This is a genomic window from Candidatus Symbiothrix dinenymphae, assembly GCF_001431085.1.
Window position 1 is genome coordinate 1 of sequence record NZ_BBRU01000589.1, and the last position, 21,137, is coordinate 21,137.

Here is a 21,137-nt window from a genome sequence, read left to right on the forward strand (position 1 = left end):
GCATAATACTTGCCTTCATGGTTGATGTGGTTAACCACATCAAGCAATAGGGTTGTCTTGCCGCTCTGCCGCGGGGCGTGAATCACAAAATACTGCTCCTGCCCAATGAGTTCCTTGATGCCCGACAAACGCGATGAAGCCTCTATCATATAGTGCTTCGCTTCGTCGCAGGGTCCTGCTACATTAAAATATCGTGCCATAATTCAAATTTTTGGCAAAGGTACGCATTTAAAATGACTTTTACCATTTTTTTTATACCTTTGCCGCATAATTGAAAAGAGTTGCCCTACATTCGATTTCTTTTCAGGGGATTGCGGGTCAAGCCCGCAATGACGGTTCGGGCTGAAAGCCCGCAATGACGGTTTTTTATTCCTTCACCCAGCGGCTCAAAGTCCGCTCTGTGCTGCTAAATTCCGCGCCGATTTTCACCACTTTCCGCGTTCCGGCACTGTATGGAATGAGGTAGCCTTTGTCGTCAATTTGCTTGAGTGCCTCCTCGGCGGTGGCATTCTCGGAGAGCTTAAATTCAAAAACATAGATGATATCTTTCATCCAGACCACTATGTCGGCGCGACCAATGGCACTTTTGACCTCCGTTTGCACAAATTGCCCCATTGAGCGTAACAGCAGATAAAAAATGGTTTGGAAATTTTCTTCCGTTTTGTTGCTCAAATCGTTTGGAATATCTGCAAAATGGGCACGAAGCCGGGTCATAAAACCATCTACATTGCCTGCTTCCAAGTCTATAACAAATAAATCGCTCCTAAAATCAGTGCCTAATCGTGCGCTCGGTGTGTATATGCGTCGCAGTTCGTCCAAAAAACCGTATTTTACCTCTTCGTTTGGAAAACCCAAAACGTATATGTTGTAATTTTGGTAGAAATCTTTTATAGTAAGGTACCCCGTTTGATAGAGTAGCGGAATCGGATTGCTGTCTCCCGCTCGATAATCGGAGAGCGAAGGCGCCGCAATCGTAACATTGTTTTCAAGACTGGGAATATCAAATTCGGCATCTTTGAGCATTTTAGCAAGAAAAGTGGGCGTGCCGGTTGAAAACCAATAGTAGCGCAAAGCACCGTTTGAAAATGTATTCAGCAGGCTGAAAGGATTATATATTCCCTCCGTATTTTCACAAAAATGGTAACCATCGTACCGCTTTTTGAGTTCTGCAAGTGCTTCTTCGTAACTCATTTTTTGTCTTTCAGCTAATTTTCGTATTTCTGGCTCAAAATTAGCAAGCAATTCTGTTTCGGATATGCCACACACACCGGCATAATATTCATGCATGCTAATATCCTGCAGCTGATTTAACTGACTGAAAATGCTTACTTTGGAAAATTTGGTGATTCCGGTGAGCATCAGAAACCGCAAATAAGGGTCGGCGGTTTTGAGCACGCCGTAGAAACCACCCAATGCCTCTCTGATTTTTTCGTGCAGTTCGGGATTGTCTAAGGTGGCGGTGAGCGGCTTGTCGTATTCATCAATAAGCACCACCACCCGTTTTTTTGTTTTTTCATAAGCACGGCGCATTAAGCCCGCGAGACGGGTAGAAAATGAGTCTTCCTCTCTGTTTGTTCCCCATTCTTCCTCCAAACGCGACAAGAGTACATTAAGAGCTATCTCAAGGTCTTCAAATTTGGTGTAGCCGGAAATATTCAAATCCAGATGAAACACCGGATATTCCACCCAGTCCTTCTCCAAATCGGCAATGGCAAGCCCCTTAAACAGTTCCTTCTTGCCCTGAAAATAGGCTTTTAAGGTGGAGAGGAAAAGGCTTTTCCCAAACCTGCGCGGGCGACCCAAAAAGTAGGGACACCCTTCGTTGGCGAGCCTATGAATGTAGGCTGTTTTGTCAACATACAGATGATTGGTTGTTCTGAGTTTTTCAAAATCCTGAATGCCAATCGGCAATTTTCTGCTGAAATCCATATTCTTCATTTCTTAATAGTGAACCGCAAAGGTACAACATAATTATGAAAATATGGGCTAAATCTCTTTTTCAGGTGCTATTATTTCGCAAACGGTGTTTTATCCCGTAGGGACAAATATACATAGCCTTTTATCCCGTAGGGATTATAGCTCGGTAGAAAAGCCAATCCTCACCTCCACCCTGCATCCCGTAGGGATGCAACCGTTTGCGGATGATGTTGCATCCCTACGGGATGCAGGAATGGGGGAGGCATTCCGTTTCTACCGAGCTATAATCCCTACGGGATAAAACACCGTTATCGCCCAAGGCATATTGAACGTCATTTGCATTTGCATCTGCATTTGCATTTGCATCTGCATTTGCATCTGCATCCTCATTTTCCGCGGCAAGCATCGTCACGGGTATTTGCTTTGAGGATTTCAGCCCCAGATTTTTCAAATCCAGTGCGCGCTTCACGAGATTGCCTTTGCCTTGATTAAACTGGTTGATGGCGTTGTTGTAGGCATCTTGCGAACGGTTGATGTGCCTGCCTACGTCTTCCAGCGATGCTGTGAACACTGTGAATTTTTCATACAGCCCTTCGCCTTGTCGCACAATTTCCTGCGCATTTTTGCTCTGCTGCTCGCGCTTCCACAGGTCGGCTATGAGCTTCAGGCAGGCGATCAGGTTGGTGGGGCTAATCAGCAAAATGCGCTTGGCATAGGCATACGACCACAATTCGCGGTCGTTTTGAATGGCGAGCAAATAGGCAGGCTCGATGGGCACAAACATCATCGTGAAATCCAACGCCTCCTGAATGTCGTCATAATTTTTCGCCGCCAATTCGTCGATATGCTTATGCACGGAGGCGAGATGCTCCGTCAGGGCGAGTGTTTGCTCTTCGGGTGAGTCCGCCGATGAAAAGCGGTCGTAGGCATTCAGCGATACTTTAGAATCAATGATAATGGTGCGATTATCAGGCAAGTAGAGCAACACATCGGGGCGCAAATCGTTGCCGTTTTCGCCTTTGATGGTCTGCTGCAAAAAATATTCGCGGTTTTTCTCCAAGCCCGACTGTTGCAAAATGCTTTCCAAAATCATTTCGCCCCAGTTGCCCTGTTTTTTGGACTGCCCTTTGAGGGCGGTTGCCAGATTATTGGCTTCGGCACTCACTTTATTGGTTTGTTCAACGAGTTCTTTGACCTTTTCTTCGAGTGAAAAACGCTGTTTGGACTCCTTGTCGTAGGTTTCCTCCACCTTTTTCTTGAAACTCTCGATATTTTCTCCCAGCGGTTTCAAAATCGCCTCCATATTGGTTTTGTTCAGTTCGGTGAATTTTCCCGTCTTCTCCTCCAAAATTTGCGCCGCCACCTTTTCAAATTGCAGTTGCGCCGTTTTTTGAATTTCGTTGATTTCGTTTCTCTTTTCCTGCATCAACTCGGTTTGCAAACGCAACTTTTCTTCCAGCACTCTTATCTGAATCTGCGCCTCAGTAACCGTTGCAAACACTTTTTCATACGCCGCCTTAGGCACAGACTCCCCATTTTGCTGTGCATTGACAACAAAATAACTCGCCGCGCCGCCAACGATAAGCCCAATAACGAGTGCTACAATCAAATATGCAAGTGTCACGAGCGCAACCAGTTAAGAATTTCCTCTGCATTGGGCAACGTGCGAGGCGCAACGACTTTCACCAATTTGCCTGTTTCATCAATCAGATACTTTTGAAAATTCCAGGTAACCTCCGAATCCGCCACGCCATTCTCCGCTTTTTTCGTAAGCCATTGATACAAAGGGTGAATGTCGTCGCCTTTGACGGAAATTTTCTCCATCATCGGAAAAGTTACGCCATAATTCGCCGTGCAAAACGACTGAATTTCTCCGTTTGTACCCGGCTCCTGTTGTTTAAAATTGTTGGCAGGGAAGCCCACAATCACAAATTTGTCGCCGCCAAACGTGTCATACAGGTCTTGCAACTGCCTATACTGCGGCGTAAGTCCACACTTGGACGCGGTATTCACCAGCATCACCTTTTTTCCCTTCAACTGCGAAAGCGGAAAATCCGTACCATCAATCGCCTTCACAGTGAAATCATACACCGATTTCGATTGAGCCTGCACACAATGAGCAGCCGCCAAGACTGCTAAACACAAAATAATCTTCTTCATATTCTCTACTTATTATGATTACAAATCTTTTGCCTGCAAAGGTACGCATTATTTTGGATTTTTGCGCGGAAAATCAATTGTATAATGCAGCCCGCGGCTCTCTTTGCGCTCCATTGCCTGCTTGATGACGAGGTAGCCCACGTTGATGATGTTGCGAAGTTCGCAGATGTCTTTGCTCACGATGCTTCGGGCAAACAAACTTTCTGTTTCCTTGTAGAGCAGTTCTAAACGTTCAAACGCCCGTTCTAAACGCAGGTTGGAGCGCACAATTCCCACATAATTGCTCATATAGGAGCCCACTTCTTTGGCTTCCTGCGTGATTAAGACCATTTCTTCGGTCAGCGAGGTGCCCTTGTCGTTCCATTCGGGGATGTCGTTCTTGAAAGTGTAGTCGCTCAGATGCTCCGTCGTGTGCTTGGAAGCGGCATCGGCATAGACGATTGCTTCTATTAATGAGTTGGATGCCAGGCGGTTAGCACCGTGCAAACCGGTGCGCGAACATTCGCCTGCCGCATACAGTCGGTTGATGGTCGTGCAGGCGTTCATATCCACCACGATGCCGCCGCAGAGGTAGTGCGCCGCCGGAGCCACGGGGATGTATTCTTTCGTGATGTTGATGCCTTCGGATAGGCATTTTTCGTAGATAGTGGGGTATTCGCGCTTCGTTTCTTCAGCGGGTTTGTGGGTTACGTCGAGATAGACGAAATCGCTGCCGCTGTTTTTCATTTCGCTGTCGATGGCGCGTGCCACGATGTCGCGTGGAGCCAGATTGCCGCGCTCGTCGTATTTGTGCATAAATTCTTTGCCGTCGCGGGTGCGCAAAACGGCTCCGTAGCCCCGCATCGCCTCGGTGATGAGAAACGAGGGGCGTTCCATCGGGTTGTAGAGCGCGGTGGGGTGAAACTGCACAAATTCCATATCCTTGACCAGCCCTTTGGCGCGATAGACCATCGCGATGCCGTCGCCGGTAGCCACCAGCGGGTTGGTCGTGGTCTGATAGATGCAGCCGATGCCGCCCGTGCAAATCATCGTCACTTTCGACAAAAAAGTGTGAATTTTGTTCGTCCCCTCGTCCAAAACGTAGGCACCGTAGCACTCGATGTTGGGCGTGTCTTTCGTCACTTTCTGCCCCAGATGGTGCTGTGTGAGTATTTCAATCGCAAAATGGTGGTCAAACACCTTGACGTTAGGATGCCGCTTGATGGCATTGATGAGGCTTTTCTGAATCTCCTGACCGGTGTTGTCCTTGTGGTGCAGGATGCGAAATTCGGAATGCCCGCCCTCCTTGTGCAGGTCAAATTCGCCCTGCGCGTCCTTGTCGAAATCCACGCCCCAGCGCACTAATTCCTTGATTTGCTGCGGAGCTTCGCGCACCACTTTCTCCACCACCGCCTTGTCGCAAATGCCGTCGCCGGCAACCAGAGTGTCGTGCACGTGCTTCTCAAAATCATCGTAAGGCAATGTAACAGAGGCAATTCCGCCTTGCGCATAAAACGTGTTGGCTTCCTCCAAAGTGGTTTTGCACAGCAACGCCACGCTCGCCTTGTCCGCCAACTTCAAGGCGTAACTCATCCCGGCAATGCCGGAACCAATCACCAAACAATCAAATTTATGCACCATCCTTATGTTTGTTATATCATCTCTATTTTAAAACGGTATGAGAGGCTTCCTCCCCACCACATCGTAAAATTGGTGCCCCACAGGTTGTTGAACAGACAGAAGTGGATGCCTTTGCTCAAATCGGGTAATTCATCGGAATAATTCAACGACTTGCGCTCGCCGATGGCTACTAACGGGGCATCAAGAGAGGTAATACGAAAGGTACCTTTGGAGGTAACAATATCGACATAAGTGTCAATACCGTGCATCTGGTGGTTGCCGCCGCTTTTTATCACATCCATCACATCGACCCTGCCGCCGGTTTTTTCGGCAAAAACAGACACTACCTGCGATGGAACGAATGACACCCAGTAGGCTTCGGGCAAGCGCACAGCCGGTTTATTCACCAATGAAACGGTCAGCTCCACATCTTTTTTAGAGATAATATATTGCGTGTTTATCTGTTCGGGCAACACCCTTTTGTCTATACGCGCGTCATCGGCAAAAGACAGCACACATTCTATTTTCTTGTCGTTCCCGGACTTCCCGACGGCTACATTGTCAACATGAGCAACGATGGTTGCCGATTTTGCCTTTGTTTTGTCAAGCCCTTTTTTGCCCATATCTGTCCTTGAACCGTCAGTGTTATGTGACAAAAACGGTGTGAAAAACGCATCGTAATCATCCTGAGAATAGGTTTGATAGGCAATTTCACCTGCCACTAAACTTACGCCGCCAAGCGTTTGGGTGATGGCGCCGGTTTCATTGATTTCTTTTGCTTTATCATGCGTTTTGATGGTCTTGGGCAATGCGAAACCGATGTTGGCAATGGCTGCTTTGGCTTCGTTTTGCAGATTTAACGGCAAAATGGCAATAGCATTATCAACCATATCTGCTTTTTCTTTCCAGGACTTTTCCATTATTCTGAACTCCGGAATATTACGCGAGGCATTGAATATGTCCACATCATACTTATCCCAGCTGTGCAGATTGGGCCACACATTGAGTCCCCATGTATGCTCGGCAACCATACCAAGTTTAACGGCATAATCAATGGCTATGTCGCTGTCTTTGTTTAATTTACCTGTTTGCAGCCACTCCGCATAAAGCCTTGACAGGGCGCGGAAACGCGCCATCATGACCGGAGAACTTCCGTAACCGTAAATCCAACTGTCGCCTATCTCGGAAGTGAGCACCGGCATTTGAGCGGTCATGGTGTTCAAATCTTCTGCCACAGCATTGAGCGTGGAACCAAACACTCGTGCATTGGGAAACTGTTCGCGCAGTTTACTGTAAATCGATTTTACTTGTTTCAGCGTATGGGGACCATGATTGTCGTGGGTAAAATTGATGGAAGCAACCGTTTTCCCGTCAGGCAGCACGGATGTTCCACCATAAGATTTCTGGTACATCAACACGATTTCTTTCCCGTCGGTATTTCGCCATCTGCAAAAGGTTGGTACGGAGGGTATGGGCGCACAGTAATTTAAACCGATGGGTAAGAAACGGATACCGGCATCGTAAAGGGGAGTAACAATACTGCGCGTATGCCCCGGCACATCGGTCATTTTTGCGGCAATCGTCTTTTTGCCGAATTGTTTGTCAAGACGTTGCGACAATTTCAACATCCCTTCAAAAAGAGCGAGGTTGGCTGACTCCGATTCAATGGTGTAAGGCATACTGTTCCATGAAATATCACCTTCTCTCAGAGCCTGTTCAAACTTTTTCACTGAATCGGGCGGAGCCTGTTTGAGATAGGCGTCTATCAGCCACGAGCCGGTTGTCCACACATACCTGTCCGCACTGCCTTCCGCCTTCAGTTCATCATTCACGGCAAGGGCTTTGGGGATAAATTCGTCAATGTACCGCTGTTCCACTTTCGTTGCCAAATCGGTAAAACCGATGTCGAGGTGCGTTTTGAAGATGACGTGCACCTTTGTTACTTCCGTATTCGGTTGCCCGAAACACATTGCGCTGACCATCAGTCCAAGCGCCATACATACTTTTTTTCTGTTCATATTATTTATTTATTTATTGTTATCTATTAATAACTATTGTTTTATTTACAAACTCGTGTATTTATTGAACCACCTGTATTTTCGCAATCCATCCCCCACCCGACGCCATATTTATATTGACTTCATCACCTTTCTTAACGCCGGTTTTCACTTCCTTGGCGTAATCCACTGCTGTGGTGTTGGCGTTTATGCCGTCGCGGATGAGCTCTATTTGGTAGGTTTTGTCGGGTGACAAAAAGTCGAGCGTGAGGTTCAATTTGCGGGGCGTCCAGTCTGTGATGGCTGCCACATACCAATCGTTGCCATTTTTGCGTGCCAATGCCACATAATCGCCTACTGCACCATCAAGGGGTACTATGTCGTCCCATTCTACGGGGATTTTCAGCAAAAATTCCGTACATTCCCGATTCTGGTAGTACAATGGTTGGGCGTCGGACAGCATTTGCATGGGACTCTCGGTAATCACAGCCATTGCCAGTGAATGTGCCCGCGTACCCTGTCCCATCGGCTTGTTGCCGTTTATCCTGAAATCTCCTTTGGTGGCATTGTTCATCGTACCCGGAATGTAGTCCATCGGTCCCGCTACATTACGGATAAAAGGCAGAGTGCAGTGGTGGTCGGGATTGTCGTCGTGGCCTCCACCGCTAAATTCAAATTCAATCAATGCCTCTCGCGTGAGTACATTCGGGTAGGCGCGCCGCAAACCATCCGGACGATAAGCGCCATGAAAATCAATCACCATCTTGTATTCAGCACATCTTTCGGCGGCTTTCCAGTAGAAATCGACCATTTCCTGGTCAGAACGGTTCATAAAATCAATCTTTACGCCTTTGATACCCCATTGAGCAAATGTTTTCAGCGCTTTTTCCATCTGACCTGCAAAATGGTCATAAATCACCCACAGCATCACGTCCACCCCTTTGGTCTGTGCATAACGCACCACCTCCGGAATATCCAATCCGGCAACGACTTGCGAAAGGTCTTCGCCCCTCGTCCATCCTAAATCGAACAAAAAGTACCGAATACCAAACTCATGGGCAAAATCAATCATATATTTGGCGGTTTCCGTATTGATGCCTGCCACAAAATCAACGCCGTAAATGCCTCGCCGCGACCACCAGTCAAAAGTAACCCAGCCGGGCTTTATCCACGAAGGGTCGGCTATTTTGCACTCCTCACCCAAAAGATACACCAACTGATTCGCCAAAAGTTTCGTTTCTTTGTCCGCCACACCAAACACTTTCCACGGGAAACTGCGGGATGCTGTCGTTTGGGCAATATAATCCGCACTTTTAACCACATGGCGGCGGTCATACTGACTTCCTCGACTGTTATATTCAAGCGGATAGCCCCAATAATGGGGGGACAGTCCGGTGTCAGCCTTTTTGAGCCACATAACAGGATAATCCTTTGTGCCGGCTTCCATACACAGCACGAAATGACCGGCGACACTGACCAAAGCAGGCAAATTACCCATCTCGCCGGTTGTCATGTCGCCAATTTGCTCGGTCACGTAAGGGTTTTCAAAGGCACTGTTGAGATTGTCGTCTTTTTGAAAGGTAAGACGGGCACTGTCCGGAAAAATGAAATCCGCGTTATCACTCAACACCTTCATGTCGCCGGCGGCATCCGTCAGGAAACGATAGGCAAAACCTTCGTTGTAGAGCCGGAACTGAATTTTCGTTTTGTCGCCAAACTCAATGACGGCTTCATTGTAGCGTTCGGGAATGCTTGCCTTTTTTTCCTTGATAACAGGCTGCACAACGCGATTGACGGAATTTTTCTTCACCTTTTTGACGCGCTTGGTAGCAGGAAAATGCCCCTTGTCGGTGAGCATATCAATATTCCTGATTTCAAAAATAGTTGTATTCCCCGCCATCGCCTTGACGGAAATGCTTTGGGAAACGTCAATACTCAGGACTAATGTCCCGTCGGGTGATGAAATTCTCGTTTCAGCCGCCCATAGTGGAAATGCGATACACGCAAAAAGTACAATAAGATAATTTTTCATATATTTTATTATTTACAGATTTTTTATTTTAATATTCCTGAACCATATAGTTGCGTTGCCATGCTTGCCTTGTAAGCCGATAAAACCTTTGGTCGCTAATTCGGCAAATGGTTTCGGTTGCCAAGACGGGATTTTCGTGCCATCGGGATTCTCCGTGCCTGATGTCCACTTGCTCATATCCATTTGAGTGACTTTCTTGCCATTCAACTTGACCGTGATTTTTTGACCTCTGCAGGTGATTTGCATCGCGTTCCATTCACCAGGTTTGCGAACTACCTTTTGTTTGTTTGCTGCCAGATGTCCGAAAATGGCGCCGCATTGCCAATCCAAAGAGGAGGTGCTCCATTTTTCGCTGTAATCGTCTGCAATCTGAATTTCCACGGCATTGGGAATCCAGTTTTTCCGGTCTGTGCAATAAACTATCACACCGGAATTTGTTTCATGGTCATTTTTGAACTCCAACTCCAAAATGAAGTTTTCATATTCGCTTGTTGACCAGATTTCCTTGTCCTTAGAGGCGGTCAAAACACCGTCGGAGAATGTCCATACGCATTTGTCATACTCGGCGTCCAAAAAATCCGCCCCGAATAAAGGCTTCCATCCACCTTTCCCTTCTACTGTAGCCGCTGTTGCAAAAACGGCTGCAAAAGCCAAAAATACTATTTTCTTGTTCATTGAATTTATTTTTTTAATTAAAAACGATTTATTTGTTATTTCACCCCATTGCTTTAGGCTCTTTTCCTTGAATGGGAACTACGCCTTCGTGGTAATCGGGTAAGGGTCCTAATTTATATTCCGTCGGACCGTAGCGCAAATCGGAAGCTATAATTTCGTCCCATTTGATTACTTTGCCGGTGTAGGCTGCCACACGTCCCATAATGGTGATAAGCGTTGAATAGGCCAAATCTTCGGCCTGATTGACTTGCTTGTTCAGCCGTATGGATTCAACAAAGTGTACATGTTCCTGTTCGTACGGATTTTTTAAGGGACTGTTTTCATAATCGTACTTCCAAAGTGTATTTCCTTTATAGTCTGTAATTTGCACATTGTTGTTCCACAAAAAATTAACTATGCCCTTTGCGCCAAGTATCTGCACCGAAAAATTACCGTCGCAGCCGTCTATCTGCTTACCGGTGGCAAACAGACGTTTGCTGTCTCCGTAGTGATAGTCCACGCTCAGGTAGTCGTAGGTATCGCCAATCAGTCGGCGAGCGCGTCCTCCAACGCCAATGGCTTTGACCGGATGCTGTCCCATGAACCAGGTAGCGACATCGATGAAATGAACTGTCTGGTCGGTAAAAAGCCCGCCACTGAGCCAGTTGATGTTGAACCAGTTGCGGAGGCAATATTCCATATCGCTCCATTCGGGACGTCTGTTTTTGAACCACATGGCGCCCTGATGCCCGTGAGCCGTTGCAGAAATCAATTCGCCGATAATTCCGTTTTTTACCTGTACGTATGCTTCCCAGGTATCTCTGCGGTGGCGGCTACAGGTTCCGGTAACAACCGTCAAGCCTTTGGCTGTTGCTGCTTTGGCAGCGGCAAGCAGGGTACGCACGCCGATGGGGTCAACGGCACCGGGTTTTTCCATAAAGATATGTTTCCCTGCCTCTACAGCCGCTTTGAAATGTTCCGGACGAAAATGTTGCGGCGTACACAGGAGTACCACATCAATCTCCTTCATCGCCAACACTTTTTTGAAAGCATCGAATCCTGTGAAGCAATTCGCATCTGCCACTTCATTGTTCCGACGCTCTTTCAATATTTTCCGGCAACTGTCTATTCGGTCGGGAAATACATCCGCCAAGGCGACAATGGACAGATTAGGTCCTGCGGCAAGAAATTCAAGGGCGCCTCCCGTTCCGCGTCCCCCGCAGCCTATTAATGCTGCTTTCAGCGGTTTGCCGTCGGGGGCTTCTTTTGCAAAGGAAAACATGCCCAATTCTTCCGGCGTATAAATCTTTGCCTTGTCTCCGGCACAAGAGCTCAACGCTATTGCGGGGATGCCCAAACTCGTTCCTGCGCCAATGAGCGCTGTGTTTCTTAAAAAATCTCTTCTTTTCATCTTAAATTTATTTATATGTTTATTTATAATTTTTACTTTTACTCACTTATATTTATTCTCTTCTGTAATTCTTCAATTCGCTGTATCAAAGTGTTAAACGATAATTTTTCGCCATATATCATACTTTCAACCATTTCGTGGTAATCTTTTTCCCAAAATGGCAGTAAATCGGCAGGCGGTACAATTTTTATGTTTGCAGGATTATGTTTTTCATAATCAACGCCTCCCAAATGCGAAAACTTATCGCGGTGCGCCACAATTGTATTATACAAATTCTTGTCATGTAATGCATTTTGCGCATACTCTGTTCTTGCCAATCGTTCAAGGTCGTACAAATGACGACTTAACCGTTCTACCCGCATTTTTTCCACAGGTCGCTGAAATTCTTCATGCAACAAAAAGACCTTTTCCAAAAAAGTACGCTCGGGATTGACTGTCGGAATGGTGATTGGTTGGTCGGAATAAGGTTTGTTGCTATACTCTTCGGACAATATTGTTCTGAAATTTCTTGGCGAATTAGGCTCTTTCAACGAGCGACTTCCGACTTCGACCAAAACGCCCGGTCGCAAATAGGCGTCTTGTTCCGTCAATTTTGGATAGTAGATTTCAACAATCAGCGGGTCCTGGTCGTGGTTGCTTACTTCCCGATATTTTACAATCACGTCCATAAAACCAACTTCTTTAAACTTTTCGTTGAGTTCAGGCGTAAATTTTGTGGTAAGAAACTCATAAGAAACATATCGTAATTTGTGAATTTCTTTTTTGCTCAATTCGCCCGCAAATCCCAGAAATTCTCTATCCAATGCCAAATCAATATCTTCACTGAATCGTTCAATGATGTTCCACGCTTTGCTGAGCGAAGTCCCGCCTTTGAACACCAAAGCGTTGGCATAAGGCATGGAAAAGATAAGCGACAAGGTATGCACCACCCACCAATCTTTTTCAATAGCCATCATTGGCAGTTTTAATTTATCGCTGATAACAGCGTAAAAATTTCGTTTATCTTCGTCAGACAACTGCAACCATTCTTTTACATGTGCAAAATCATTCATTTTTCAATTGTTTTCGGGGTGGATAATAACATTCTAATCCAAACAGGCGCTAACAGCAAATCGTGTTGCAAGTGTTTCGGATTTTCGTTTTGCAGCACTTTTTTGATGTGTTCGACTTCTTCGGCTGTGGCATTTCCTTTACCGATTGTACGTAATGCCTGAATAGCCAATTTACTGATTTCGCCAATTGCAGAAAGATTTTTCGCACTTGCTTTTTTGAACTTAATAGTTCCTTTGCCAATATTGATTATTCGTGCAGAAGCGTCCGTGTAATACACTACATTCATTGGAACTTGCGTAGTCAATCCCAATTTGTACATGGCATAACTGCCTGTCGGTACAATGCGTGCTTTGTCCCTCTCGGCAATGGCAACGGCGATTTGGTCAATTGTAGGAAATACATTGCCAATGTGCTTACTTACAACCGGAAGCACATAAATACCGACGGCAACTCGATATAATTTATCTTGTTTCACCAAGCGTTCCAATGCCTTATTAACAGCCTTGGGGTTGCCAAATTTAGCGAACGAATCTAAAAAAAACAGTCTTCCTCTATCTGCCCTTTTTACCTTCCTAAAAATCTTATTTTCAATGTATTCCATTCAAATTGAGTTTATATTTTTGTCGCAAATTTAGTAATAATTTGCGACAAGACAAAACTTTTGTCAGGTTGTCACAAATTTGCACATTCAAATCACAAATGAATGATTTGAATGTGCAAAGATAGTGAATTATTTACAATTCTGTAATATTGTCGGAATAAAGCGTTACTTCGCCTAATTGTGTAATCTTGCTACTACCGGTTACGCCTTGCACTTCGGTTACCCGCACAATCAGATACCGAATGATTGCCGGATTGCCGGATGTAAACTCATTCGCAGCCGTGTAGAAAGAGGTACAGGGACCATCCGCCAACTTGAGCCACCCTTTCGCAAGGGCTTCCGCTTCCCATGCAGCACCACCATCTCCATTACTTGTCCTTGGCTCTGTTATTTCGGCTCCGGTCATGTCTGCGATGCCCCAAAACTGAACCGCTGTGGCTGACCACTGATTGTAGCCTGTAGGATGCCAGAACTCAAATCGCGTTAAATGAGCCTTCACGCCCAAATCGAAAGTCAGGTGCATGGGAATGCCAAAGCCACTTGAAAACTCAGAATCAGCATTAAGAGATATACGGCCATTGAACAGATTTGCTGCATTTCCGCCGTATGTGGGTAGTGCATCGTTAGCCAGGAGCAACGGAGTGATTTTGGTTTTATCCAGCATATCATCCGCCGGAAAAGATTGCACGAGCCAATTGGTGTACATCATGTCGATAGCGCCTGCTTCGGGAATAACCGCCGTTCGCGATTTGATTTCGCCGCCAATTTTCCAATTTGACAGTTCTATTGTCGTCGTGTCACCGGGTAACAGCAAGGTGTCCGTGCTTCCCGCTTTGTTTTCGTACACCACTTCAACGGCTTCCGCTGTTTCCGACACAGCCCATGAAAGTTCAATGACGGAGGGCATGAGAAAATTTATTTGGGATATCATATTCGCCTTCGCCGAGAGAATAAAACTGTTACCATACACATTTCCATTACATTCCACATTCAATGAACTGTTGCCTTCCTTGTCATAGGTTTGTACAAAAATGCGGTAAGCGCCTTCACTCAATCCGTCTAACACTACCCGCATCGTGTCGGTTGCCTGCCAATTAGAGGCAGGCACTTGCAACGAATCCGTATCCGTTCCGTTTGTCCAGCGGAGCATGCAATATTCGGCGGCCTTCGCATACTGCATTATTCCTGTCACTTGCAAGCGGTTATGACCGCCATTGACCGTCAATAAATCGGCTTTGCCTGTATAAGTACGCTCTCCCCTGTCGAGGTATTGTTGTTGCATATCATTCAAATCCGCACAACCTGCGAGCGCGACCACATAGAGTGTCAACAATATAGTTCCTGTATTCATCAATATCTTTTTCATATTTTCTATTTTTTATGTTTATTATTTTATTGTATTGTTCCCCAGAAGGATATTTCACCAAAATTTGTCATTGACCTTCCCGACCAGGATTCCAAAAATTCGAGCCGTACATATTGAACAGGGGCAGCATCAAGGGGAAATAAATACTCTTCTCCGTTTTTCATATAGTCCCAATCTTCATTAGAGACTTGTCCGAGAGGTAAACCGGATGGCTTAAAGGAATGGCACTCTCTGAGCAAAGTCCATCCTTCCATCACATCAGCCGCATTTCCCTGTCCCGGATCATCCAAGCGTCCGTAAACCTTATAATGCTTAGGCTCGGCATGCTGATAAAATGTAACTTCATGTGCCCGTTGCCATAGCTTGAAACGGCTTAGTTTGACAGAAACCCCCAAGTCAATCGTCAATCTGTGAGGGAGCGGTCCATCAAGTGTAGAACCATAGTTATCACCATCAGTAAATATGAGACCATCCCAAAGCCTTCCCACAGTACCACCATAATTAGTCCATGATGGGTAATCGCCGGCTACGACTATGTGCCTGAATAATAGTTTGTCTAAATAATCCTCTCGCCATGGGGTGAGCGTAAAAAACACGGTATCGGAAATATTGTCCCATCTATCCCGTACATAAAGACCAAACCGATTTTCTGTATCGGGCAAGCCCCTGACCGCATACTGTCCCACCGCCAATGGAGTATACAGGGCGTCGTAGTCCAACATTTCCGTGCCGGTAGAATCGCGTGCCAACACATTGATAGAAACATCTTCCCTGTCTTCATTATCATAGGTGACCAAAAATCCGCCGAAATCAGTTGTATAGGTAAGGCTGTTCTTGATTTTTTGGACAGGCGGCGTTAATGGATTGATAGTGACTTCCATCGGTGCAGACGTTTTTTCCTGCCGGTTGACCACATACAGTTTCACCGTTCTTGCATTCGTATTGCCCAATCCTTTTATTGTCAAGGAATTGAGGTATGACGAAGCAATCACGTCTTTCTCTACGCCCTGCGAAGTCGTATAAACGGCTTTGACATACAAGGCGTCTGAATTGTCGGGGAGTTCGTAGGTAATGACGGCTCCACCTGCGATATTTTCCTTTACCTGCGCACTTTTCAGCGGCTCGGGAGCATTGCTGTCTCCGCCTGTCGGCGCGTGCTTAAATTCTTCACTGCAAGCGAAAAACGCCGACATCAAAAATAAAATTCCAATCTTTTTCATCTTTATCTATTTTTTTATTTGTTCATTAATCTGTTTATTAATCCCAGTAGGGACTTTGAATCAATTTATTATTCACATACATATCACTTGTCTTTATGGGCCAGAAATAATCTTTGGGTGTAAATTTCCGGAAGTAGAGATAAGTTTCCTGATAGTAATCCGCCTCCGTAAGTCCCGCCACATTCCAGCCCCTGATGGGTTTGTTCAGGTATTCGGAACTCAAGCGCCAACGGCGCAAATCGTAGAAACGCTGTCCTTCAAACGCCAGTTCAATCAGCCTTTCCCTGTGAATGATGTCCCGCATACCCGTTTTTGTAGTTGGTTTGAGCGAATTTGTGGAGTGAGTAGCCCATGTTTGTACCAAACCGCCGGTTCCCTCATCCAAGCCTGCTTTGTCGCGCACCAATTGGATGTATTGATACACATCGGCATCCGGTGCGCTTTTACATTCATTGAGCGCCTCTGCATAGAGCAGATACAAATCCGCCAGACGGATAATCGGGAACGGATAGCCAACCGAACCACTGGTATTGGTGGTTGCGCTCAGCACCAACTTATAATTGACTAATTTTTTGGCATAATATCCGGTAATATTGTAATAATTCTCACTTCTTCCGCCGGTTTCTCCGGCTTTGTTATGTACTACCAATGAATTTTGGTCGTTAGCCGCTTCCAGATTAAACCATTTTCCATTATCAAATCCAAGATAGGCATAAAAACGCGGTTCACGGTAGAAATTCAGGGAAGCCGTGCGTAACCCCGGGGTAATGTAATAAAAGTGGTCGACAGGCGCCGCGTCCACTTGATACCGATTGTCATAATCGTAGGTATTATCTTCCTCAATGGGTACTCCATTATTCGAATAAAACTGTTCCACAACGTTCAATGTGGGATTATGCATCCCTATCTGCCGAGCAAGCTGGAAGGTTGTCAATACCGGACTGCAAACTTGCTGCATGTTCGTAGTTCCATTGTTTCCGATTCCCCATATTAGTTCATTGTTGAACCGGGCGGTGATGGTATTGCGCAAAGTCAATTCAAGAAAGGTGGTATCGGACGGGGTAAAACTTATTCGTTCATCAAACGTATATAATTGATGACCACCCTTGTGTGCATACTCAATCGCTTCCTTGAGAGCATCTCTTGCCGTTTCCCATTTGGCGGGGTTTTCCACCGGATTAATCAGATTGACCCCCTCCGCATTTTTATATGAAGCAAAATCGGGATTTCCATTAAACAAAGGGCTTGCCGCCAAGGTCAACACTTTGGCTTTAATCGCCAAAGCGGCAGGCAAGGTCAGTCGTCCCAATTCTGTAGCCCGTACCAGAATAGAAATCGGCAAGGCGGGGTACGCCACCTCTTTGTCAGCCGTAGCCTCATCAATGAGTGCAACAATATACTCCACCACTTTGTCCACCGGTTCCCGCACTATCTTTACCTCGTCGGGCGAAGCTGCCGTCGAGATATTTTCCTTGATAATGGGGATAGGTCCGTACAATTGCATCAGGAAATAGTGGAAATAGGCTTTCAGCACTTTTACTTCCGCAATCCACCGCGTCCTTTCGGATTCCTCAATATCCGGTATCAAATGAGCGTTTTCGAGGAAAATATTACAGTCCCGCAAAGCCGTAAACAAGTTCGTTCCACCCCGTCCGTCACTACCGATACTCCAGTAATTCATGTAAGGGTCGTTTGTATTCTGGTTGCCCATGGCAATGGGTATAGCGGCCGTATTGGAATACAGAAAAGTCCGCTCGGCGGCATTCCATACTTCATCGCCGGTTGCCAATGCCGGGTTGGCTAATAAATCACCGGCTTGCGGAACATACCCGTAGCAGGTGAAAAGGAAACGCTCGGCATTTATCCGTGTCGAAAAAGCCATCTCCATAGTGGCTACATTGTCAGGCACAATGTCCAAATAATCCGCACACGACGGCAGAATGCACATCGCAGCAATGATGAATGCCGTAAATCTGTTTTTACAAATATTTTTTTTCATATTCTTTAATTTTTAATTCGTAATTTTTAATTAGAAGGAGAGGTTTAACCCGATATTAGCTACACGCTGCACGGGATAGCCCAATCCATTATTCCCCATTTCCACATCCCATGTATCGAAAACACTGAACAGCAACAAATTAGTCCCACTTAAATAGAGCCGGGCACTTCCTATGTGCGCTTTGTTCGTCCAACTGTGCGGCAGGGTATATCCCAATTCCACCGATTTTAACCGCAGGAAAGCACCATCCCGTAAGAACCAGGTGCTGTTTTGGTTGTTGTTGGTGACAATTTCCGTGGACAAGCGTGGCCACAAGGCATATATATTCCTGTTTTCTTCCGACCAGTGGCTGTCTGCCCATGTCTGCAACACGGCATTGTTGGTGTTTCTGACCACGCCGCTTTTATCTTTAATGGTCTGATTCAGAAAAGGTGCCGATTTTGTCTGGTCAATAAAAAAGGAAGATTGCGCCGAGCCTTGAAAGAAGAAGGAAAAGTCTAATCCCTTGAATCCCGTGGACAGACCAAACCCGTACATGACACGGGGCGTTTCGGGGAAACCGATGGGCACAACGTCCTGACTGTCAATGATGCCGTCATCATTGATATCCTTGTATTTGATGTCTCCCGGCAGATAACTGCCAAAGGTTTGCCGCGGAGAGTTGGCTATATCGGCGTCATCAATAAACAAACGCTCGGCTATCAACCCTTTCTGCTGGTCGAAAGACAATCCTTTAGACGAAAGCCATGGATACGGATAGGTCGGCTCTTCAAATACTTCGTACTGACCGTTGGCATAGGTTAAATTCGCCCTGCCGGTAAGCCAGAAATCCTTGTTGAACGAATGTTTTGCATCCACAGACACCTCGTAGCCGTGTGATGAGTATTCACCGACATTCGCCCGTAAATCGGCCTGCAATCCCATCGTAGAAGGCACGGAAGTTCGCGTCATCAAAATATTCGTCCGGTATTCCGTAAAATAATCCGCCTGAATTTCAATCCTGTCAAACAATCCTATTTCAATACCCAGGTTGGCTTTGCGGGACGTTTCCCAGGAAATGAATGGGTTGGAGTAACTGCTGATGGATGTACCGCCGGGACGGTAGGTAAAATCCTCTCCATAATAGAAAGGTTGCTTGCTATTGTCATTCAGATTAACCGTTGAAAGATAGAAAAAGCGGTCATTTACATCGCCGATAGCATCGTTTCCGACCAAACCGTAGGTGCCTTTCAGTTTGAGTTTGGATACGGTCGTTTTGAGTTCGTCGTTCCAGAAACTCTCATTGGAAACAATCCATCCGAGTCCTGCCGAAGGGAAAAATCCGAAGCGTTCCTTATCCGCAAACCGTTCCGAGCCATTGTATCCGAAGTTACCCTCTACAAAGTAGCGGTGGTCGTAGGCGTAGGTCAAACGTCCGGAAACGCCCAAATTCCTGTGTGCCAAAGAGGTCTGCAAACTGGTAGCATCGGAATACAGCGTTTGCCTCACGACGCCCACTGCCATAGCAGATAATTCATGTGCGTCGTTAAAAGTCCGGTTCCAGTTCAGCGCTCCCTCGAAGTAGTAGGAAGTGGATACATCCTTGTTTGAGCCGAGAGGATTCAGAAAATCCCTTCCACCGGTGGGGTTCAGTAATATCAACCCGAATTTATCTGTTACTTTGTCATAAGAGCTTGTCCGGTAATAGAAAGGTGCATATTGCCTTTGCATGTCAAAAAAGGAATTACGGGTGGTGCTGCCGAGCAGCCTGAATCGCAAGCCTTCCGTGATAAAATCAAGCGCTTGCTTCAATTCCAACTGGGCAATCATCACCGTCCGTGAATAATCCTGATAACCGCTCACCATTTCGGCGTATGGGTTCAGGTAATCGCCGGCTTGGGTATTGCCGAACAGGGGGTGAATGGCCGTTGTAAACTCCGTATCCGACACATAGTATTTGGGAAATGCTACGGGGCTACTTTGCATTGCCATGTTAAAAACATCCGTACCACTCCAGACGGGACCGTTGTAATCTTCAAAATTACCGCTCAGGCGAACATCCAACTGAGTCGTTTTGGTCAGGTTGATATTGACATTCGAGCGCAACGAAACCCGTTTCAAGTTGATATTGTTGTTGAAATTGTTCTTGGGGTCCACTTTCAGTATCCCCGATTCGTTGGCAAAACTTCCTGCCACATAATACCTTGCCACACTTCCACCACCGCTGACATTGAGGTTTACCCGTTGATTGGATGCGTAATCATTAAACAACTCATCGTACCAGTTGACGGCAGGATACATGTAAGGATTGAGCCCCTGTTGGGTTGCAGCAATCTTTTCGTTTGAAAAAGGTCGCCGTGCAAGCGGGTCTCTGGTGAGTGCTGCCTCGTTATTGAGTTTCATGTAGCTGATGGGGTCAACGGTTTTGACCATGGAAGTGGGAGCGGAAAATGAATTTTCGACCCTGATATTGAGTTTTGTTTTTCCCTCCTGTCCTTCTTTGGTCGTTACCAAAATCACGCCATTGGCACCACGCGAGCCGTACAAAGCCGCCGCCGTCGCATCTTTCATAATGGAGAAACTGGCAATATCGTCCACATTCAAACGCGCGAGGTCATCGGTCGTCAATTCCACATTGTCAATCAATATCAGCGGGCTTTTCGTGTAACCGAAAGTGGTAACGCCGCGGATAAAGAAATCGGCATTGTCCGCGCCCGGTTCGCCGCTTCGCTGATAGGCTACGATGCCTGATATTTTTCCGGCAAGGGCTGTGGTGAGGTTGTTGCTTGGAACATACAAGTCCTTGGCATTAATAGTGGATATGGCAGATATCACACTTTCCTTTTTCTGAGTACCGAAAGCGACAATGGTCACTTCATCCAACTCATTCGCTTTGGGCTTGAGCGGAATCACAAAATTCGCCTTGTCGCCCACCTCCACCGTGTAGAGGTCGTACCCCAAAAAAGAAACTTCCAAAACATCCGTCGGCGAAACGTCTATTTTGAATGACCCATCCAAGTCTGTCGCCACTCCACGAGTGCTCCCTTTGATGGTGATGGTGGAACCGGGGACTCCAACTCCGGTTTCATCGTACACGAAACCGGTAACGGTCTTCGTCCGTGCCGAAGCATTTGTTGTAACCTGCGCCG

The 21,137-nt window shown here is 46.3% G+C and carries 14 protein-coding genes and 1 pseudogene; all 15 read right to left on the minus strand.

Annotated features, from left to right (window positions below; all coding sequences use genetic code 11):
- A pseudogene (locus ASC50_RS06380) lies at positions 1-200 on the minus strand (ATP-binding protein); the annotation flags it as partial.
- Positions 201-366: 166 nt separating this feature from the next.
- Entirely contained in the window at positions 367-1,929 is a 1,563-nt protein-coding gene (locus ASC50_RS06385; RefSeq protein WP_055432377.1) for an ATP-binding protein, read from the minus strand.
- Between the two features lie 226 nt (positions 1,930-2,155).
- On the minus strand, positions 2,156-3,526 hold the full coding sequence (locus tag ASC50_RS06390; protein ID WP_158648550.1) for a DNA recombination protein RmuC: 1,371 nt from the start codon (positions 3,524-3,526) through the stop codon (positions 2,156-2,158).
- 11 nt (positions 3,527-3,537) lie between these two features.
- Positions 3,538-4,077, minus strand: coding sequence for a glutathione peroxidase (locus tag ASC50_RS06395; protein WP_055432379.1), 540 nt, complete (start codon positions 4,075-4,077; stop codon positions 3,538-3,540).
- Between the two features lie 48 nt (positions 4,078-4,125).
- On the minus strand, positions 4,126-5,697 hold the full coding sequence (gene nadB / locus ASC50_RS06400; protein WP_055432380.1) for an L-aspartate oxidase: 1,572 nt from the start codon (positions 5,695-5,697) through the stop codon (positions 4,126-4,128).
- An 11-nt stretch (positions 5,698-5,708) separates the two neighbouring features.
- Entirely contained in the window at positions 5,709-7,694 is a 1,986-nt protein-coding gene (locus ASC50_RS06405) for a DUF5054 domain-containing protein (RefSeq protein WP_055432381.1), read from the minus strand.
- A gap of 61 nt (positions 7,695-7,755) precedes the next feature.
- Entirely contained in the window at positions 7,756-9,705 is a 1,950-nt protein-coding gene (locus ASC50_RS06410; RefSeq protein WP_082592122.1) for a glycoside hydrolase family 97 protein, read from the minus strand.
- Between the two features lie 12 nt (positions 9,706-9,717).
- Positions 9,718-10,380, minus strand: coding sequence for a 3-keto-disaccharide hydrolase (locus ASC50_RS06415; protein WP_055432383.1), 663 nt, complete (start codon positions 10,378-10,380; stop codon positions 9,718-9,720).
- 40 nt (positions 10,381-10,420) lie between these two features.
- Positions 10,421-11,770: a Gfo/Idh/MocA family protein gene (locus tag ASC50_RS06420; RefSeq protein ID WP_056928841.1), complete on the minus strand. Its 1,350-nt coding sequence runs from the start codon at positions 11,768-11,770 to the stop codon at positions 10,421-10,423.
- A 38-nt stretch (positions 11,771-11,808) separates the two neighbouring features.
- Positions 11,809-12,822 (minus strand): nucleotidyl transferase AbiEii/AbiGii toxin family protein, encoded by a 1,014-nt coding sequence (locus ASC50_RS06425; RefSeq protein ID WP_055432385.1) that lies wholly within the window; start codon positions 12,820-12,822, stop codon positions 11,809-11,811.
- The gene (locus ASC50_RS06430; RefSeq protein WP_055432386.1) at positions 12,819-13,424 is read right to left on the minus strand and encodes a DUF6088 family protein; all 606 of its coding nucleotides are present in this window, start codon (positions 13,422-13,424) and stop codon (positions 12,819-12,821) included. The genes ASC50_RS06425 and ASC50_RS06430 overlap by 4 nt, the downstream gene beginning before the upstream one ends.
- Positions 13,425-13,557: 133 nt before the next feature.
- Positions 13,558-14,790: a DUF4998 domain-containing protein gene (locus ASC50_RS06435; RefSeq protein WP_055432387.1), complete on the minus strand. Its 1,233-nt coding sequence runs from the start codon at positions 14,788-14,790 to the stop codon at positions 13,558-13,560.
- Between the two features lie 26 nt (positions 14,791-14,816).
- Positions 14,817-16,010 carry a DUF5000 domain-containing lipoprotein gene (locus ASC50_RS06440; RefSeq protein WP_082592123.1) on the minus strand — a complete coding sequence of 398 codons (1,194 nt, stop codon included), beginning with the start codon at positions 16,008-16,010 and terminating at the stop codon, positions 14,817-14,819.
- Positions 16,011-16,047: 37 nt separating this feature from the next.
- A complete protein-coding gene (locus tag ASC50_RS06445; protein WP_056928843.1) occupies positions 16,048-18,009 on the minus strand; it encodes a RagB/SusD family nutrient uptake outer membrane protein in 1,962 nt (653 codons plus the stop codon).
- Positions 18,010-18,039: 30 nt separating this feature from the next.
- Positions 18,040-21,137 (minus strand): SusC/RagA family TonB-linked outer membrane protein (locus tag ASC50_RS06450; protein WP_306301700.1); only part of this gene is annotated, 3,098 nt, incomplete at its 5' end.

Excerpts from the sequence above, each read along its gene's own strand:
- ASC50_RS06420 (WP_056928841.1), bottom strand. The coding sequence starts at position 11,770 with ATGAAAAGAAGAGATTTTTTAAGAAACACAGCGCTCATTGGCGCAGGA.
- ASC50_RS06395 (WP_055432379.1), bottom strand. The coding sequence starts at position 4,077 with ATGAAGAAGATTATTTTGTGTTTAGCAGTCTTGGCGGCTGCTCATTGT.
- nadB (WP_055432380.1), bottom strand. The coding sequence starts at position 5,697 with ATGGTGCATAAATTTGATTGTTTGGTGATTGGTTCCGGCATTGCCGGG.
- ASC50_RS06445 (WP_056928843.1), bottom strand. The coding sequence starts at position 18,009 with ATGAAAAAAAATATTTGTAAAAACAGATTTACGGCATTCATCATTGCT.
- ASC50_RS06415 (WP_055432383.1), bottom strand. The coding sequence starts at position 10,380 with ATGAACAAGAAAATAGTATTTTTGGCTTTTGCAGCCGTTTTTGCAACA.
- ASC50_RS06425 (WP_055432385.1), bottom strand. The coding sequence starts at position 12,822 with ATGAATGATTTTGCACATGTAAAAGAATGGTTGCAGTTGTCTGACGAA.
- ASC50_RS06430 (WP_055432386.1), bottom strand. The coding sequence starts at position 13,424 with ATGGAATACATTGAAAATAAGATTTTTAGGAAGGTAAAAAGGGCAGAT.
- ASC50_RS06405 (WP_055432381.1), bottom strand. The coding sequence starts at position 7,694 with ATGAACAGAAAAAAAGTATGTATGGCGCTTGGACTGATGGTCAGCGCA.
- ASC50_RS06410 (WP_082592122.1), bottom strand. The coding sequence starts at position 9,705 with ATGAAAAATTATCTTATTGTACTTTTTGCGTGTATCGCATTTCCACTA.
- ASC50_RS06385 (WP_055432377.1), bottom strand. The coding sequence starts at position 1,929 with ATGGATTTCAGCAGAAAATTGCCGATTGGCATTCAGGATTTTGAAAAA.
- ASC50_RS06440 (WP_082592123.1), bottom strand. The coding sequence starts at position 16,010 with ATGAAAAAGATTGGAATTTTATTTTTGATGTCGGCGTTTTTCGCTTGC.
- ASC50_RS06435 (WP_055432387.1), bottom strand. The coding sequence starts at position 14,790 with ATGAAAAAGATATTGATGAATACAGGAACTATATTGTTGACACTCTAT.